Origin of the sequence: Paenibacillus sp. FSL K6-2393 (assembly GCF_038002545.1) — a bacterium.
GTDB lineage: Bacteria > Bacillota > Bacilli > Paenibacillales > Paenibacillaceae > Paenibacillus.
On sequence record NZ_JBBOCU010000002.1, the window covers coordinates 173,934 to 193,202 of the forward strand.

Here is a 19,269-nt window from a genome sequence, read left to right on the forward strand (position 1 = left end):
AAATAAGTTCAAAGGAATCAGGGGATAACAGCGATCAGAGGACGATTCTGCTGACGTAGTGGAAAAGGGAAAACACAAGTGGTCCTAATTTATAATAAATTTAAATTTAAAGGAGATTATCACAAATGACTATTATTTCTGACGTGTACGCTCGCGAAGTCCTCGACTCCCGCGGTAACCCTACAGTAGAAGTTGAAGTATACCTGGAGTCCGGCGCAATCGGACGCGCAATCGTTCCATCTGGTGCATCCACTGGTGCCCACGAAGCAGTTGAGCTTCGCGATGGCGACAAATCCCGTTACCTCGGTAAAGGCGTTCTGCAAGCTGTTAAAAACGTAAACGAAACAATCGCTCCAGAAGTTATCGGTATGGATGCATTGGATCAACTGGGTATCGACAAATTGATGATCACTTTGGATGGTACGCCAAACAAAGGTAAACTGGGTGCTAACGCAATCCTGGCTGTATCCATGGCAGTAGCTCGCGCAGCTGCTGACGCTCTGGACCTGCCATTGTACGTTTACCTGGGCGGATTCAACGCTAAAGCACTGCCAGTTCCAATGATGAACATCATCAACGGTGGTGAGCATGCTGACAACAACATCGACGTTCAAGAGTTCATGGTTCTTCCAGTTGGAGCACCAAGCTTCAAAGAAGCTCTTCGCGTAGGTGCAGAGATCTTCCACAACTTGAAATCCGTATTGAGCTCAAAAGGGTTGAACACAGCTGTAGGTGACGAAGGTGGTTTCGCACCGAACCTTGGTTCGAACGAAGAAGCAATCACTACAATCATCGAAGCTATTGAAAAAGCTGGTTACAAACCAGGCGTTGACGTATTCTTGGGTATGGACGTAGCTTCCACTGAGTTCTACAAAGATGGTAAGTACACACTTGCTGGCGAAGGTAAATCTTACACTTCCGCTGAGTATGTTGACCTTCTGGCTTCATGGGTTGAGAAATACCCAATCATCACAATCGAAGACGGTATGTCCGAAGATGACTGGGATGGTTGGAAATTGCTCACTGAGAAATTGGGCGACAAAGTACAACTCGTTGGTGATGACCTGTTCGTAACAAACACTGAGCGTCTGGGCAGAGGTATCGACGAAGGTATCGGTAACTCCATCCTGATCAAAGTTAACCAAATCGGTACATTGACTGAAACATTCGATGCAATCGAAATGGCTAAACGTGCAGGATACACAGCTGTAATTTCTCACCGTTCCGGTGAGTCCGAAGACAGCACAATCGCTGATATCGCTGTTGCAACAAACGCTGGTCAAATCAAAACGGGTGCTCCTTCCCGTACAGACCGTATCGCGAAGTACAACCAATTGCTCCGCATTGAGGATCAACTGGGTGAACTGGCTCAATACAATGGTCTTAAAGGATTCTACAACCTTAAAAAATAAGCTGGATATCCAGCTTTTACAGGCAAGCCGGGTAACCGGCTTGTCTTTTTTATTGCAACGAAGTAATGGGATACGTAATGATCACGCAGATGGTGAAATTTAGGGCATTGTATAAACTGTACTACTTGTAGTACAACCATAGCTATGTTACAATTAAAGTAACTGTTTTTATGGTGAGATGTATGCCCACATGGGTAGGAGGTGGAAAGAATGGATATTGCTTTGAAATTGCTGCTCGTTGTTTTCTCGATCGGTCTAATCACTGTAGTATTGCTGCAGCACGGGAAAAGCGCTGGTTTGGCGGGTGCCATCTCCGGTGGTGCGGAACATCTTTTCGGTAAAACGAAAGCGCGCGGATTGGATCTCTTCCTGCAACGTGCAACGGTGGTACTGGGTGCAGGATTTATGATTTTGTCTATTATTGTTACGGTGGTTTCCAAGTAAGAATTGGAACTGCTGTTCAATGAATAGCTCTAAGCTAATGGCTTAATTGATAAACCTTCGTTTCGTGTAGAAACGGGGGTTTTTTAATAAATTCTTACGCGTCCAAACTTTTCCAACAATCTAATCTATAGACTCCATGATTTTCGGTCTTCTTCTCACTTCTGGTCGGTTTTCCTTCCTTAACATGCAACACACCCCTATCATGTATGGTATGTCCCTCGCTTATTCGTTACGCGAACTCACTCCCTATAATGAATGTCATGTGTACAGAAAATTTTCGGATGTAGTCCTTTGCCAGATGCGTACAGCACGTGTATCGCATAAAATGTCTGTAGAGATCCGTGAAAGCGTGATTTTAGAGGAGCGCCCGGCAACTGTGGTTTTTTTGCGAGGTACGGATGGGCTGGATTGAATTCGTGTATACTAGGGTATGAGATAGTATGGTTGCACTACTACGCTCTTTACAACAGTGAAATTGCATTGCATGAAAATGGTAATAATTCCGATACATAAAGAGATGAGACTTGCTTACACTTTTATGTTTCCCGAGGTGAATATACTAATGATAACAGAACAACAACTGCTCGACTTCATGCGGGAAACCGCTTATAAACCTATGACTTATCAGGAGTTGGAACAGCACTTCGCTATTGAAGATGCAGCTGATTTCAAAGCCTTTTTGATTATGCTTAATACGCTGGAGGAATCCGGTAAAGTTTTGCTGACCCGTAACAATCGTTATGGCATGCCAGAGCGAATGGATTTGGTACGTGGACGTTTACAGGCTCACGCCAAAGGTTTCGCTTTCCTTATCCCTGAGGATCGGGAGCACCCGGATGTGTACATTCACGCCAATGACATGAAGAGTGCGATGAATGGTGACACGGTACTGGTTAAAGTCACATCTCAAGGACCTTCTGGCGGTCGCCTGGAGGGTGAGATCGTTCGTATTGTTACTCGTGCTGTGACACAAGTCGTGGGTGTGTTCCAAAGCCATGAGGTGTACGGATTTGTCATTCCCGATGACAAACGGATTAATCGCGATATTTTCATCCCGCGTACCAATTTTGCTGGGGCGGTTGATGGACAGAAGGTCGTGGCAAAAATCGTCAGCTATCCGGAGGGCCGTGCGGCGGCTGAGGGTGAAGTGATCGAGATTCTCGGTCATAAGGATGAGCCGGGTATTGATATTTTGTCCGTTATTCGCAAGCATCAGCTGCCTGAAGCTTTCCCGGATGAAGTGGTAGAAGAGGCGGAGAAAGCACCCGACTCCATCACGGATGAAGAGATTGTACAACAGGGTCGTCGTGATCTGCGCGGACTTAACATTGTCACGATTGATGGCGAAGATGCCAAGGATCTGGATGATGCTGTTAACGTTGAGAAGCTGCCTAACGGTAACTATCGTCTAGGTGTTCATATTGCCGACGTTGGCTATTATGTACAGGAGAATTCCAAGCTTGATCAGGAAGCCTACAACCGTGGATGCAGTGTGTATCTGGTGGATCGGGTTATTCCGATGTTGCCACAACGTCTGTCCAATGGGATCTGTAGTTTGAACCCTCAGGTAGACCGCCTGACCCTGTCTTGTGAGATGGAATTTAATGACCAGATGAAGGTTGTGAAACATGACATTTTCACAAGTGTGATCAAAACCAAAGAGCGGATGACATATTCCAACGTCCGTAAAATCCTTGAAGGTGAAGAGCCGGAATTGCTCGAGCGATATAAGGATCTGGTTGATGATTTCCATCTGATGAAAGAAATCGCCTTGAAGCTGCGTGCTATGCGTATGCGCCGTGGTGCGGTTGACTTTGATTTTGAAGAATCCAAAATCATTGTGGATGCAGAATGCAAACCGGTAGATATCGTGAAACGGGAGCGTTCGATTGCAGAGCAAATCATTGAGGAATTCATGTTGGCAGCGAACGAAACCGTGGCAGAGCATTTCCACTGGTTGAAGGTTCCGTTCATTTATCGTGTGCACGAAGATCCGGATCAGGAAAAACTGCAAAATTTCCTCGCCTTTGCGGCGAATTTTGGACACCAGGTCAAAGGACGTGGCAATGCGATTCATCCACGGGCGCTTCAATCGTTGCTTGAGGATATCAAAGAAACGAAAGAACAAACCGTGATTAGTACGATGATGCTCCGTTCCATGAAACAGGCGAAGTATGATTCTGAAATGTCAGGTCACTTTGGCCTCGCGGCGGAATTCTATAGTCACTTTACGTCTCCAATTCGTCGTTATCCCGACCTCGTCATTCACCGGGTGATTCGCGAAGTCATTGAAAATAATGGTGCTTTGCCGGAAAATCGTCAGGAGTATTTGGCAGCACGTATGGCCGATATTGCGCAGCAGTCTTCGGAACGTGAACGTGTGGCGGTAGAAGCTGAGCGGGATACGGAGAAAATGAAAAAAGCCGAGTACATGCTCGATAAAGTAGGCGAAGAGTTCGAAGGCATGATCAGCAGTGTGACCAGCTTTGGTATGTTCATTGAACTGGAGAACACGGTTGAAGGCCTGATTCGCCTGAGCGCGCTCACGGACGACTATTACCATTTTGACGATCAGCATATGGCTCTGATTGGTGAACGTACCTCGAAAGTCTTCCGCATCGGTGATGAGGTGAAGATCCGTGTGGCACGTGTAAGTATGGAAGAGTATACGATTGATTTTGAAATGGTGGATATGAAACCTCGCGCTGAACGTCCTGGCGGCTTCGGTGGCGGACGTGGCGGTAAAGGTGGGCGTCCTGGTAGCGGCGGCGGACGCGGCGGTGCCAAAGGTGGACCAGGTGGATTCAGCGGTTCACGTGGCGGCAAAGGCGGCTCATCTGCTGCAGGAGGCAACCGTGGTGGCAGATCAACGGAAGAAAGCAGCAAAGCTGGACGTGGCGGTCGCAGTGGAGCAGCGAGTGCAGGCGCAGGCTCATCCGGTGGCTACACAGGTAAAGGCGGCGGCAAGCCTAAAGGTGAGCGTCGTGCTGGTGATGCTGGCGGATCAACTGGCCGGGGCAAAGGCGCGGTGAGCTTTGGTTTCGGCTCAGGTAAAGGCGGATATAGCTCTACATCGGGTGGATCGGATACTAGTTCAACCGGTGGACAAGGAAGTGGCCTGAACAGCGGCAGCGGTCGCGGTGAAGGAAGCTTTAAGTCCGGCAAGGGCGGCGGTAAAGGTGGCAAAGGCGGAAGTGGGCGCAAAAACACTTCGCCGAGCGGCGTATTTATTGGAGAGAATGCAACTCCTGGTGGCGCTCAGGAAGGCGGAGCACCACGACGCAAGCGGAAGAAGAGCAAAGGTGCAGCTGGTAACGGCACGGCAGCTTTTGTACGGAAAAAGAAAAAATAAAGCTAACGTAACTTGAAGAGATGGATTACAATTCGTTCCTCCAGGTTAAGTGTTGGAGAAAATAGTCACTTAAGCCGGTGTGATGTTTCGCACAGTCTGAAAGTGGTGTAATGAGGAGGGGCGGCAGAGGTCGCCTCTTTCTTGATTTTAACAGCCGTACTTGCTACAATTAAGGTCTGGCACGTGGTACCTTGGTGCAACATTGGGTGCGCTGCTATAGAGCATGGTACCGGCTTATTTTACGGAGAAGGAGTGAGGACATGGGCAAGAATGATGGACAGAGTAAAGTGCTCGCACAGAATAAAAAGGCTTCCCATGACTACTTCATTGAAGATACGTATGAAGCGGGCATGGTGCTTACCGGCACGGAGATCAAATCTCTTCGTAACGGCCGTGCGAATATTGGTGATGCATTTGCCACGATTCGAAACGGTGAGATTCATATTCACAATATGCATATTAGTCCTTTTGAACAAGGGAACCGAAATAATCCGCTCGATCCGACGCGTACACGCAAGTTGTTGATGCATAAAGTGCAGATTCACAAGCTGCTCGGGCTGTCGAAACAGGATGGGTACAGCATTGTGCCACTGAAAATCTATATCCGCAATGGTTATGCAAAGCTCTTGCTTGGATTGGGTAAAGGTAAGAAGCAGTATGATAAACGGGAGACTGCCGCGAAGCGAGATGCACAACGTGATATCCAACGGGTACTGCGCGAGAAGCAGAAGGTTGCGCGTTAAGTGGAGCGCTGGGCGTGAATGCTTTACTTTTAAGTGTATAAGTTAGTTGTTGTGATGGAGTTAGGAAGATTTATGTACGAGTTAAGGAGTCTCAAGGTTTGTCCTGCAATGGGCAAGATTGAGGCTTTTTTTATTTTTAGTGGAAAGGGGATGTGGTGTGAGTTGGTGTGAAGTGTATTGTGTGGTGATTTCCTTTGATATGTGTTGAAGGGAATTCGGTAGGAGCATGGAGCTTGGCGCGTTGATGAATTTAAATTTTTAGCCTTTGCGTAGTTTGCCTGAAACGTGGGTAAGATACTTAGGTACCGTTGTTCGTGAGCCGATCTGGGTAAACTTTACTTCCGATTGGTGACGCGGTATAATATGTAGACGATTGAGCCTGTTGTATTGGATAACCTTGTACACATGCTCAGCCTGCTGGAATGTCTTCCAGCAATCTGTACTATTTCGGTGATGTGTCCTGTGTTATGATTACTCATGTAGCAGACAGGAATGCCGAGTTTGAAAGAAGCATCTTTTTACCTTGGAGGAAAAAGATGTGCAGCACCTTTGCTCCGTATTCACGGATTAATCCTGGAGCCCTTCTTCATTGAGGGGGCGTTTATGGATTCGACGGGGATAGTTCGAGCATGGGTAGCGGGTAGTGGGGACGCGTCCGCTTTATCAACGCTAAAGCCTATTAAACGGCAAACAACAAACAAACTACGCTTTCGCAGCCTAAGAAACTGTGTGCGTGCTTCTACCCTGCATCGCCCATGTGACAGGGATAGGGGCTAACTAGTAGTGGGATACGCTGTCACATCTCCGCCTGGGGTGTGCTGAAGAAGACAATCAGGCTGACCCAACGTATAGCCGGTTACGGGGCGATACTCGGGTGACATCAAAACTGTGACTACACCCGTAGAAGCTTATGTGCCGTTATCTTCGGACAGGGGTTCGACTCCCCTCGCCTCCATTATTAGTATCAGAAGAAGCACCTAGGAGGTGCTTTTTTTCTTTGTTCTTATACATGGTGGTTTGAAAAACCCTATAATTACTGGGGTTTTACCAGCAACTATAGGGCATCAGAATTATTTTGTTTGATTTAAGGTGTGGTAGCACAACGAATCAAAACTTATTTCCATTCGCTCACCATTGTTTTCTCATACATAACCTTATCATTCATAGTCAGTTGTAGACTCAGATAGATCTTTTTAGTGTCTCTGTTGATGTAAAGCTTCGAGATATACTTGCTAGCTAAAGCATGCAATAACTGTGGATTGGGCACTTCTTGATCTAGTAGACTAATAAAGGATTGATATCATATCGGATACCTGCAATATACTCCTCAGACACATGGAATTCGGACCAGTTAGCTGTTAGCCGAAGGTATGACTCTGACTTCTCCCTCAGCTCATTTTGCATCTCTGCAAGCATTTCCTGATGGTAAGGCTTTGCCTTTCCTGTAGAGATGTCATCTTCGATTAATTCTATTCGTTTTTTCAAAAATTCCAATTCGTTTTCCATAATTGTTTTCTGAGTAGTATGTTGTTGATTACTCTCGGTGTAGAATTGACGCATTTCTTCAACTAGATTATTCCCCATGAGCAGACTCATTATATGGATGCGTAGACGATTAGAGACAATCTCTTCTATCCGTTCCTTATTCCATCCAGCATATGGACAGAAGTCTTTACCTTTTCTAAGGTAACCGCCGCATACATAGTATTGTTTTTTTCCACCTTTCATTTTACTTGATGTGGAGTTACCTACCATTCGTGAACCGCACTTTTCGCATACCATAACTCCTCGTAGCCAGAAAGGGGAGGCTAGTTTGTTATCGAAAGGCTTGTGTGTCTCTCCACCGCCAGTATTTCTTTTCTTCGCGTTCTCCTGGCACTTGTTAAATATATCTTCCGATATAATTGAAGGGTGGGCATTTTCAGTAATGATCCACTCTGAACGGTCACGCCATTTCTTACCTTTGGTTTGATAATCTTGCTTATTCCAGCAACGCCGACCAACATAAGCCTCGTTAAAAATGAGGGCTCTAATTGTGCTTGATGCCCATGTTCCGCCTTTCTGGGAGGGGATTTGTCGGCGGTTTAGTTCAGAGGCGATCTTTGTGTAACCCATTCCTTCATGAGCATACTGGTTAAAGATCCATTTTACGATATCTATCTCTTCACGTGGGCCATGTATCCACACTGCCTTGGTTTTATTATTCCCTAGAGCAATATGTTCTGTACGATATCCATATGGAGGCGTACCACCATTGTTATACCCTTGCTTAGCGTTCTGCGTCATACCCTTACGTACCTCGGTAGCCAAGTTTGCGTTAAAGAACTCTGAAATGACCTCTAGCATTCCTTCCAGTAGCATGTCTTGTGGTGTCTCTGCTTCTGTCTGTTCCGTGACTGATATGACCTTCACACCACTTTGATTCAGTAATGCTTTGTAGATAACATGGTCGTCCCGCTTACGAGAAAACCGATCAAACTTATGAACAACAACCGCATCGAACGGTCTATTTGAGCGTTTAGCTAATGCTATCATCTTCTGAAACTCTGGACGGTCATCTGTCTTTGCAGATTTCCCTATTTCAATGAACTCGTTGACGATGATGTATCCGCGCTCTTGGCAATATTGCTGAATGGCTTTTACTTGAGCGGGAATAGACAGCTCCTTTTCCGCTTGACGGTCAGATGATACACGTGCATAGATGGCTATTTTCAATGATGGACAGCTCCTTCTGTAATGGTTTTTGGACATAAAAAAGCAGGTGCACCACTTGGGCACACCTGCGTTAAAATTTTGGAATAATCGTCAAAATGGTAAATTGATTAAAGTTAGTGTTCTTTGAATATCGGCCTCTGATTGAGATCGGAGGGTAAATTGAGCGGTACGTAGAATGAAGCTTTTTAGTTCAGAATATGCCTCGTCTGTGTATTCATCGTCACCATCCCGTAAACGATTGAAGTGACCCATTATCCAGCGCATAAAATATCCTGGGATAAGTATGTCGGAGATGTCCTCCCATCCAATGTTGTAATGTCCCATCTTTTCATACTTACGTAATAGCTGCTCATCACATTTCCCTTTGCATGCCCAAAATACAGCTGTATATTTATTTGGTGTGTTTGGGTTATAGTCATCGTCATTGTTATCCGCTTCTAAGAAGCAAATGATACCAGTCCGATCAGCTAATAAGTCTTTTCCACAACACTTACATTCTAGTGGTTCATACTGATAAAATAAATTGGCAGGTTCTCTGTTTGTCTGCTCCCATTCTCTATACGATATTGGAAAGTATCGCTTTGCAATTTCCCTACCCTTTGAGGAACTTAACAACATAGTTTCTATTGTAGTGGGATAAATAATGTTGAAATCAAGTAAGCTTCCAGTTTGTTTTAAGCGTTCTAGTTTGTTGTTCAGTCCAGAACTAGGTACTGTGGAATAAAACCCAATAAATCCTTGCGCACCAAATGATGTGACTCTATCAGCAATATCGGTCTCATCGCCTAGTAGAACAGATTGTCCTGAATGCGCTTTGTGTTTACAACTCACTAACCATTTGAAATCGGCGTTTCCTAATATGCCTGATCTTGTTTCATTGATGAGCAGATCTCTTCCCCCATCCTGACCACGATCAGGACCGACTAATATGGTCAATCCGATGAATTTTAAATATTCATGTGCGAACAATTCAAAAGTATCCTGTTTACCTTTTGCATCATTAGCTTGAGCAATCTCTAAAAAGTCCAGTGCGGGCAAAATGATGTCCTCCTTTTAAGCACACTTATTAATAAACACTGTAGCAAAATTATTTAAAATACTAAATACTGAGATTCTTTTTCCTTAGACTAAGTTGAGATTGAGCTCTAATCCAAAGGTCATTTTCAATTATAGCAGGATGACTATTCTCTGAAACTATCCATTCTGACTGTGGTCTATTGCGGCTGCCCATCTCCATTTTCTTATTCCATACCCTATTACCGAGATATGCTTCGTTATTGAGTATGGATAAGATGGTTGAAGGGAGCCATTTGCGACCAGTAGGGATACCTTGTTCATTAAGTATACGGGCAATCTTCTTCCCGCCCATCCCCTCAGCAGCCATGCGGAATATCTGTTTGATTACTTTCACCTCCTCATCAGGACCGAGTTCATAATTCACCTTACGTCCAGTTCTAACTAAGCGATATCCGAATGGAGCGCGGCCGCCACAGTGGAATCCCTGAATTGCGTTCTCTTTCATTCCCTTGAGTGTTTCATGCTTGAGATTGACGTTGTAGAATTCAGAGATAACCTCCAACATTCCTTCTAGAAGCATTCCGTGGGGAGTATCAGTTTCTGTGGGTTCAGATGCAGAAATGACGCTGATACCCAGCTTTTTAAGCAATGCTTTATAGATGGTGTGATCAGCGCTACTACGGCTGAATCGGTCGAACTTATGGACGAGAATAACCTGGAATTCTCTATATGGCTTTTTCGCAGCGTCAATCATGCGCAAGAAATCAGGACGATCATCGCTCTTGGCAGACTTGGCTTCATCTAAGTATTCATCGACGATTTGCCAACCACGTTCGGATGCATAGCTTTCTAGAGCTGCTCTTTGAGCTGGAATGGACAATTGGCGTTCTGATTGCTGTTCGGATGATACTCGAAGGTAAACAACTACTTTCAATTGGAACTACTCCTCTCAGCTATGGATTAAAGTAATGTTTCTGCCTATCCTCCTTTCTTTGTTCCAGCGCATCTCACCACTAGTTTCTTCGCTGTAAAGCCCTAGAAACGCAAAAAAGCCCGAATCCAGCAAGGGATTCAGGCGGGTGTGGAAAGCTATATAAATGCCATTGCGGCTTATGTTGAAGCGTGGAAACGTAAGTCTGTCAAGATCGCGTAGCGTTCATTTCAATCTTGACGGGCGGTTGTTATTGCCGACACTTATCCTATCCCCTTGCCTAATGGCTAAGGGGACGGGCAATGCTGAGTGGCGGGGTGCAGGGGTCGTGATCCCTGCGTCTCCCCCTTGGGGACGGAAGGGGGTCTTTATGTTAATCTATTCTCTTCTTCAATGAGTGGAAATAATTCGTTGATTATGGAAGCTAAGCGTTGCTGTTGTTCTTCAGTTGCAGGTGGACAATTCGATTCCTGTTCTAGCTCGATGATCTTCATCCGTTGGCGTAATTCCTCAAGTTCTTCCTTTGTTAGTTGGCTCGCTTCGATTTCCGATTTCCTCTTCTGAACTTGTTCCTTCTGTTCTTGATTGCGCTTGCGAAACTCTGACTGTCGCACGAGAAGTTCTGAGAGAACGGCCCTTAAATCCAAACTGCTGAGGAAGGTATCCCTTATGTAATTAATGTCATTAAGGAGCATTTCGGTCGTCTGAGTCTTCTTTGCAACACGGTAGTATTCGACATCAAGTTTTTCCTTCATGCCAAAGCTGTATAATTGCTTCATTTCGTATGCAATAAGTTTATGTGGGATTGAATTGGCGCTTGGATCAATTTCACGGTAGGCCATCAGTTTCTGCCTATAAAAAGTCGTCCAGATGTCACGTGCTTTTTGGTCATACGCAACGGCTTCTTTACCAATAATCCATTCATCGATGAATTTATCGCCGACGAGCTTTGATCTCTTGACTCGATGTGTTTTCGTGAGTGAGCTCGATGCAATATATCCATTCTCATGCAGGAAGTTACGGATGCGAGTGCAAGTAGTTTCCGCAGCCTTGAACTCAACCCCGTGTCTAAAAGCCAGTTCGGTATATAGTTCAACATTGAACTTTACATAGCTACCATCGCTGCAATGCATGATGTCTCGGTCACTCATTATCATCTCGATATATTCTGCACCTACGGGACTATACCGCATTCCATCTATTAATGACATTCGATAGAACCCAGAGTGAATGCATATAGTGTAATTCGCCCCCCTACCTTTACCATCTACATTGACGACTTCTGCACCCATATCCTCAAGTCGTTGTTTGCGTGCACTAGATGTCTGCTTTAAGCAGTGACCGTTGGTCCATCCAGTAAAGCTAAGGTATTGCTCATGATTCAAGGTAACTGTATCCATATAGCGTAACTCTCCTTCATATCGAAATGTAATTCCGCCTTCAGCTGTATTCATAATTCTTTCTACTAAGTGTTTGATCGTAACTTTTTGAGAATCCCCCTATATTTGCAGGTTAGTAGTATTTAGAGCTGCTTGCTATGTTACACCTATTATATAATAACCTGCATTTTGAGGGGGATTAATACTCATGCATGCATTATTTCTGTAGCTCCAGATATCTGTTTCCAATTGCTTATGCATGGGACGGTGATCATTAGAGTCTGCATGGTCGCAACAGTCGTATTCCAGATGTACAGAAATGTTTCGGGGTCTGCACCCACTTAGCGGGACTAGTTGGAAACATATCACTACCTCCTAGTATGAATGAATCAGATTTCCGAGAATATCTTAATACTAATGCTTATACATAGTGGGGTTTTATCCATTCCAAGCATTCTGGAAAATCTCTTTGTCTCTTTTATGTCCTAAGTTAATCTTGGGTTGTTCTCACGTAGGGGGTATGTGTTTTTAGCATACTGAGGATTAGCTATTTGGTAGCTAGTCCTCTTTGTATTAGCTAACTGAGAAGAGTGAATCACATATAGCCTCTCTCTTTTAATGAAACATAGCTACCATCGCCTATGATCATATGATCCAACAAGGGTATACCAATGAGATCTCCAACTTCAACCAGCCGTTTGGTAAGAACAATATCTTCTGTGGATGGCGTAGGATCGCCACTAGGGTGATTGTGAGCACAAATAACAGAGGCACTTGCCCTTTTTATAACTGAGCGAAACAATTCCCTAGGGTGAACTATGGCAGGGCTAAGACTGCCTATTGATATGATTTCTTTGGCAATCAAGCAATTCTTAGTGTTAAGAAACAAGCAAACGAATATTCCCTATTTTTTAGAGCAAGGTCATTGTGCAATACTTCATACGCGTCTTTAGGAGAGCGAATTATAGTCTTTGCCTGTCTAGGAGTGTTAAGCATCTTGACTATCTCTATTGCAGATATAATCTGGCTTGCTTTGACTTTGCCTACACCGTGTATTTCCATCAATTCTTCTTGAGTGGTATCGAGCAAATCATGTGGTGTTGAGAATCTTTTAACGAACTGATTTACGGTATTACTTTCTATGTTCTCACGCAAAGTTCTAGCGATGAATGTTCTGTACAGATGCGCATTGTGTTCCATTGATTGTTAATCCTCTGTTCAAGAATCAGGCATAGTGCTTTTCTTGCATGCATATTAGTGATCAACCTTTAGGGTCGCTGTGTGAAGCGATCCTTTTTATATCTGCTTGTCAGACTGACAATGATGTTTGGCTACTTGAGAGGGGAAGTATTTAGAAAAGTATCGGGAGACATAATAAGCAGAAAGCTGATCATCGAGTTTCCAAGATCGTTTGAAGTATACATAGAGAACTGTCCCAGCCATCTGGATGTGTCCGTTCATTACAAGTTGTCGCAGTGTAGTTATTAGGTTTTCAGGTAAACCTTTCTTATCATTCAATAGATTCACGCTCCTTTTATGGACTACTCTCACTCATCCTATTTTCTCTGTATAGCAAAAAGGCCATTCCTCTAGTTATTAGAAGAATAGCCTTTGTTTTTTGGATTTAATTTCTCTGGGATTTTCAGTCCTCTTAACGCACCGTAGGCAGTTGTTAACCTCGTTGCTCGTGAAACATATTTCTCTGGATTTTTCACTGGTAGTGGTGGCGGCCCCTCGAGTTCTATTTGTGTCTTTCGAAGAAGTGTCTTCTCAGCAATTTTCCCAAAGGGGCTTTTCCAATGATTGTTGCACCAAGTCAAAGTTTCCTCTTTCACAGTGCGATAAATCAGATTTCGATCCAGTATAGGGGAACGACATAGAAGATTACTTAGATAGTTAACTTCGTACTGTTGGCAAGATAATGGGCCTAGGTCCCATTCACGAAACTCTAGTTCACTTCCATATCCTGTTTGTCTAATCATTAGCCCATAAGTTTCAATGAGTGTGAACCCATGAAGCAACCCGTATTTTTTACTAGAGAAAGGAGGTACATAATAGTTTATAGGCTGTCTGTACAGAGTTATATTCCATTGAAGATTATCATTACTAATGTGCTCTTTTACGAACAAAATCTCCTTTTGGTTGACCATTTACTACACTCCTTCATTGTTATTTGAACTTTTAGTCTTTGAATCTCTGTCTTAGTAGTATTACGAAACATATTTTCTCTCACCTCCTTCCATGTAAAAAGCAGTTTCCCTGTGCTGAGAGAAACTGCTCTATTAAAGCTAATCATTCCAACTGAGGACAAGTTGAAGAAGTTCGAGTGCCTTTTGCTGGTCTGTTTCAGTTCTATTCTGAAGCAGTGCTAGGATTTTCGCTAATGTGTATGGAGCGGGCATATCTTCATTGCTTATTGGTTTAATGTGTTCGAATAATTCTGATATAGGCATGTCCAATGCTGTGGCGACCTTCTCAAGGCTCCGAACCGTAATGTTCTTCTCTCCTCGTTCAATCTTACCAATATAAGAAGCGTTAAGCTCGGACAACTCTGCTAGACGTTCTTGGCTTAACCCTTTACTTATACGTGATGCTCTTATTCGGGCTCCGATTACAACGAGCCAATCAGACATATTATCACCTCTAGAGCCACGTTAACGAAAAGATAAGAATGGTTCTAGGGATTATAAGAACAACAAAACATTTTAATATACCTTTTAAGGACTATAAGTGATATAAATAAGATATATGAAAGGGACCAACCTTTAGATTGATTAGAAAATAACAAATTAGAATGCTTGAGTAAGAGGAGAGGAGGAAGTATTGGAATATATGCTGTAGGGGGACTTTACTATGATAATTGCATTATTGATTGGTCTAATTTTTATAATAGGGTTATTTTTCTCTGCGAGCACAAAGAAGGAAGCGTTCAAGTATGGGTGTCTAATTATTTTCATATTATTGATTGTCATTGCTGCTGGTATATTCAGCTTACTTCTATTGTTATAGGTGACAATGGCAGGAGGGGGTGGCCGATTCTAAATGAATCAATAATTTATAATGATAAGTAACTAGGGTTGGAAAAATGTTGATTTTTAGCCTGGTAATAGAGGATTTATCACGTATACGATCATATTATGCAATTGGCCCCCCTATATTAGTCACTTGTATCGTAGAAATCCCCAATATATGATATCAACCTCGAAACGCTGTTCTAACAAGCTTTGAAAACAAATTAGCGAACATAATGTGTAATGAATTGAAAATCTATATATTATATAGGATCTGCACCTAAAAAGGAGATGTCAAAATGATAAGAAAAATTACTGCTGCATTGTTGATTACTTCTATGTTGGTAATGGGAGTATCCTCATTTTCCTCGGTTTATTCTGCAAGTCCTGTTCAGATACAATCAGCGTATACTGCTCAGGCAAATTTTGCGAAAGAGTTTCAATTAGATATCAAGACTGTCTCAAGCCCAATTTTCTATGATATCAATAATGATAATTCTGATGAGATTGTGATTACAGCTACAAGCAAAGATCAAGGGAACTGGATTATTGGTTACATAGGTATCTACACTAAAGACGGAAAGAAAGTAACATCTAAGAGTGTAGAAGGACAGAATGTTGTTGGGATTAAGAAAATTAAAAATAAATCCTATAAAAACGCGTTAGCTATAGTTTATAGTACTGGGAATGGTGGCGTGTCCGTTGATGTCACGGTACTTCAATCTGGGAAGTTGAATAAAATTTACAGTACAGGAGCACTGGTAAGAGAGGATGCCGTCATTAAGGATTCAGATAAAGACGGAAGTGATGAGATTTATGGTTTGCAATATTATGATGCTCTAGAAACGCGCTCTCTCTCCAAAGCAGATGGTATTTACGATAAGATGGTTTATAAATGGGATGTGAGCAAGAAAAAATACATTAAGGTCATCTATGGTCAGGATGGTATTGAGGATACTAAACGGAAAAAAGTAGATAGTATCACTTCTAAAACGGCTTTGAATCTTCTGCAAAATGCTCGTACAAGACAGGTGTCGATGTCGGTTCCCACTACCCTTAATAATTTCAACAAGAAGCTGGAGCCGCTTTTTACGTATAATTTCATAGCTCGAGTCAATGCAGAAGGATTGTTTTTTGATAGCGAGGGTCGCGCGACTCCCCAATATTTGGGTAGCGATGATTACACTTGGCTCCTTCCTGCTTTCAACTCGAATAAAAAAGCAACGTTCAAACTCTCATCCAATAAGCAATCAGCTACTGTGACTCAATCTATTATTGAGAATGTAGAAGGTGACTTGTATACTGTAACCTATAGTGCAACTCTGGTAAAAACAAAGTATGGTTGGAAAGTGGATGATTTTAGAGCGATCTATTAGATGAAGTATAGCTATAGAGATAGAGATATAATTCCATGGGTACCCTAAAAAGGGTACTCTATTTTTGTTGAGTTTATATTTTATGGTAGAGTATGTCTGAAACTATTGTTGTTAGCGTAAAACCCCTGAATATATTATAGAGGAATATTTGTTCTTATTATTTTAGGATTTCCAACACAACTATTGATTTCTGAGGTAAAATAGCTGTACGATGTATTGTTCAATATTGATTTAGGACTAAGGTGAGGGTAGAAATTAAATTAAATTTTATTGACTTATTCGCAGGTGCAGGTGGTCTATCGGAAGGTTTTGTCAAACGAGGATACAAGCCATTAGCACATGTAGAAATGGATAGATATGCAGCCCAGACGTTGCTTACCAGATCAATATATTGGGAACTTAAGAGTACAAACAGATATTCCATTTATCTAGATTATTTGGAAGGTACAATTACAAAGGAAGAGTTCTATTCTTACTTACCTCCAGAAATGTCTAATATAGTAATCAATGCAGAGATATCTGAGCAGACAATTGATGGGATATTTAATGTTATTGATAACAATATGAGATTACTTGGTGAAAATAAAATTGATTTGATTATTGGTGGTCCACCATGTCAAGCGTATTCACTCGTTGGACGAGCCAGAGATCCTGAAAGAAAGGAGAATGACCCCCGAAACTACCTTTATAAACAGTATATTAAATTTCTAGAAAAGTACGAACCAGACTTATTTGTATTTGAGAATGTTCCTAGTATCAAAACTGCTGGAAATGGTTCTTTCTTCCAATCTATGAAGGATGATATGCAGGCACTAGGCTATACTTTAGAGAGTGCAGTAGTCGATGCTTCTAACCACGGAGTATTACAACAAAGAAAGCGTGTGATCCTGATCGGCTGGAAAGCTGAATCAAATATGCGTTTCCCTGATATCGAGGTTGTTTTAGGTGATTATCGAGTGTCAGATTTACTTGATGATTTACCAGATCTTCTGCCAGGTGAAATTATGGAGAAATGTAACTACACAGCTAATGCAAGTGAGTATTTAATACAGAGTGGGATAAGAACAGATGACTTTGTTACACAGCATATTTCAAGACCTCATAATGAACGTGATAGAGCTATATATCGTTTAGTTATCGAAGCTTGGAAGAATCAGGGAAATTGGTTGAAATATACTGATTTACCAGCTGGGCTTAGGACACATAAAAATTTGCATTCTTTTTTGGATAGATTTAAGGTTGTTGCTGGGGATTCGGCCTATTGTCATACAATGGTTGCGCATATTTCAAAAGATGGACATTACTATATCCATCCAGACATAAAACAAATACGATCATTATCCGTTCGTGAAGCTGCGAGAATACAGTCCTTCCCAGATAATTTCTATTTTGAAGGACCTAGAACTTCCATATTCACTCAGATAGGAAATGCAGTTCCTCCGATTCTCTCTGAGAAAATCGCGATAGGGATTGAACAGCTTTTTCGAACAGCCATCAATAGTCAGCAGGGAGTAGAAGGACATGCCTAAGCCAATTTTACTGCCCCCAGGTGCAAAAAGAATGATGGAATCAATGAGGGATGTTGGTTATGACCTCCCAACATCAATTGCTGATTTGGTTGATAACAGTATAGAGGCTGGAGCAACTATGGTTGAAATTGATTTTGTTTATAATGAGGGTGATACTTATGTTCGTATATTTGATAATGGAATAGGTATGTCCAATTTTCAAATACTTGAAGCACTTCGTTATGGAACAAGGCGCCAATATGTTGCGAATTCTTTAGGGAAGTTTGGTTTTGGATTGAAAACTGCCTCATTGAGTCACTGCCGTAAATTATATGTCGCAAGCAAACAATCAAAATCTTTGTCCATTATGATGTGGGATATGGATCATGTGGAGATAGAGGATAAGTGGGAAGCCTTAGAGCTGTCCCCTAAAGAGGTAGATCCGCAGTTGTTGGTCAAATTAAAGCCAACTAGCAGCGGGACCTCAGTCATGTGGAAAGAATTAGACAGGGTATCTACTGGGAGTATCGATAAAGAAACTTTTATTTCAATGTGCCGATTTGTTGAGGAACACTTATCTGTCGTATTTCATCGATTTCTTGAACAAAAAGCTCGGCGTAAGCTCCCCTTGAAGATATTAATAAATGGGAATGAAATTTTACCATGGGATCCGTTTGCTATTACTGAACTAGAGACTAGGGCTCTTCCTGGAACAGAGATAAAGTACCAGTATAGAGATAAATCTCTTAAAGCAGTTATACAACCTTATATACTACCTCCAGAACAATTGTTCAGCAGTAAGGCAGCCCATGCTAGGGCAGCTGGTCCGAAGAAATGGAACAGAGCACAAGGATTTTACATTTATCGAAATGATCGTATTATTCAAAATGGCGGCTGGAATAGGCTGCGATCTTCTGATGAACATACCAAGCTTGCTCGAATTGCGATTGATTTTGTTTCTGAAGCGGATGAATCCTTCAAAATTGATATTGCTAAAATGGCTGTTCAAATACCAAGACAAATCAGGACGGAACTAGCTAAGTTTTCTGCAACTATAACATCAGTAGCAAACGCTATTTATCGAGCAAAGCTAGACCCAAGTAAACCTAACACACCTGTTAAATCAAAAATAACAACGCTCAAAGCCAACTTAGACCCGTACATAAGCAAAGCACAAGTAGCTACTGATAAGATTTCTGATTCAACATCTACGATAAAACCTTCTGAACATAATTCTATTATTGAAGGAGACGATCTAGTTAACAGTGTAATCACAATACTTAAGAGGGAACTAGCTGATCAACCAGAGCTTTTAAATCAAATCATTATTTATATATCAGAGGTCAGACCAGATTTGAAAATTACCTTAGGGGGATAAAGG

Annotated in this window: 15 protein-coding genes and 1 other RNA gene; 8 read left to right on the forward strand and 8 right to left on the reverse strand. The window is 42.4% G+C overall.

What is annotated here, in order from left to right; all coding sequences use genetic code 11:
• The first annotated feature begins 125 nt into the window (after positions 1-125).
• From eno to ssrA, 5 genes are all read left to right on the forward strand, one after another.
• Entirely contained in the window at positions 126-1,412 is a 1,287-nt protein-coding gene (gene eno / locus MHI14_RS27940; RefSeq protein ID WP_062837741.1) for a phosphopyruvate hydratase, read from the forward strand.
• Positions 1,413-1,622: 210 nt separating this feature from the next.
• A complete protein-coding gene (secG, locus tag MHI14_RS27945) occupies positions 1,623-1,856 on the forward strand; it encodes a preprotein translocase subunit SecG (protein WP_062837740.1) in 234 nt (77 codons plus the stop codon).
• A 562-nt stretch (positions 1,857-2,418) separates the two neighbouring features.
• Positions 2,419-5,208: a ribonuclease R gene (rnr, locus tag MHI14_RS27950; RefSeq protein WP_341131797.1), complete on the forward strand. Its 2,790-nt coding sequence runs from the start codon at positions 2,419-2,421 to the stop codon at positions 5,206-5,208.
• 260 nt (positions 5,209-5,468) lie between these two features.
• Positions 5,469-5,951, forward strand: a complete 483-nt coding sequence (gene smpB / locus MHI14_RS27955) for an SsrA-binding protein SmpB (RefSeq protein WP_036674736.1) — start codon at positions 5,469-5,471, stop codon at positions 5,949-5,951.
• Between the two features lie 593 nt (positions 5,952-6,544).
• Positions 6,545-6,909, forward strand: a transfer-messenger RNA (tmRNA) gene (gene ssrA, locus MHI14_RS27960).
• A 317-nt stretch (positions 6,910-7,226) separates the two neighbouring features.
• Here ssrA and MHI14_RS27965 read toward each other — a convergent pair.
• The 8 genes from MHI14_RS27965 to MHI14_RS27995 form a co-directional block, all read right to left on the reverse strand.
• Complete coding sequence (locus tag MHI14_RS27965) at positions 7,227-8,666, reverse strand: recombinase family protein (protein WP_341131798.1); 1,440 nt, start codon at positions 8,664-8,666, stop codon at positions 7,227-7,229.
• Between the two features lie 90 nt (positions 8,667-8,756).
• Positions 8,757-9,704, reverse strand: a complete 948-nt coding sequence (locus tag MHI14_RS27970) for a hypothetical protein (protein ID WP_341131799.1) — start codon at positions 9,702-9,704, stop codon at positions 8,757-8,759.
• 61 nt (positions 9,705-9,765) lie between these two features.
• A complete protein-coding gene (locus MHI14_RS27975; RefSeq protein WP_341131800.1) occupies positions 9,766-10,617 on the reverse strand; it encodes a recombinase family protein in 852 nt (283 codons plus the stop codon).
• Positions 10,618-10,982: 365 nt separating this feature from the next.
• Positions 10,983-12,014 carry a hypothetical protein gene (locus MHI14_RS27980; RefSeq protein WP_341131801.1) on the reverse strand — a complete coding sequence of 344 codons (1,032 nt, stop codon included), beginning with the start codon at positions 12,012-12,014 and terminating at the stop codon, positions 10,983-10,985.
• A 574-nt stretch (positions 12,015-12,588) separates the two neighbouring features.
• Entirely contained in the window at positions 12,589-12,882 is a 294-nt protein-coding gene (locus tag MHI14_RS31170) for a JAB domain-containing protein (RefSeq protein WP_445670381.1), read from the reverse strand.
• Positions 12,855-13,193, reverse strand: a complete 339-nt coding sequence (locus MHI14_RS27985) for a helix-hairpin-helix domain-containing protein (RefSeq protein ID WP_341131802.1) — start codon at positions 13,191-13,193, stop codon at positions 12,855-12,857. The genes MHI14_RS31170 and MHI14_RS27985 overlap by 28 nt, the downstream gene beginning before the upstream one ends.
• 389 nt (positions 13,194-13,582) lie before the next feature.
• Entirely contained in the window at positions 13,583-14,143 is a 561-nt protein-coding gene (locus tag MHI14_RS27990; RefSeq protein ID WP_341131803.1) for a hypothetical protein, read from the reverse strand.
• A gap of 138 nt (positions 14,144-14,281) precedes the next feature.
• Complete coding sequence (locus MHI14_RS27995; RefSeq protein WP_341131804.1) at positions 14,282-14,626, reverse strand: helix-turn-helix domain-containing protein; 345 nt, start codon at positions 14,624-14,626, stop codon at positions 14,282-14,284.
• A 677-nt stretch (positions 14,627-15,303) separates the two neighbouring features.
• Between MHI14_RS27995 and MHI14_RS28000 the strand changes: the two genes are divergently transcribed.
• From MHI14_RS28000 to MHI14_RS28010, 3 genes are all read left to right on the forward strand, one after another.
• Complete coding sequence (locus MHI14_RS28000; RefSeq protein WP_341131805.1) at positions 15,304-16,380, forward strand: hypothetical protein; 1,077 nt, start codon at positions 15,304-15,306, stop codon at positions 16,378-16,380.
• Positions 16,381-16,622: 242 nt separating this feature from the next.
• A complete protein-coding gene (locus MHI14_RS28005) occupies positions 16,623-17,909 on the forward strand; it encodes a DNA cytosine methyltransferase (RefSeq protein WP_341131806.1) in 1,287 nt (428 codons plus the stop codon).
• A complete protein-coding gene (locus MHI14_RS28010; RefSeq protein WP_341131807.1) occupies positions 17,902-19,266 on the forward strand; it encodes an ATP-binding protein in 1,365 nt (454 codons plus the stop codon). Before MHI14_RS28005 ends, MHI14_RS28010 begins: the two co-directional genes overlap by 8 nt.
• Positions 19,267-19,269 lie beyond the last annotated feature (3 nt).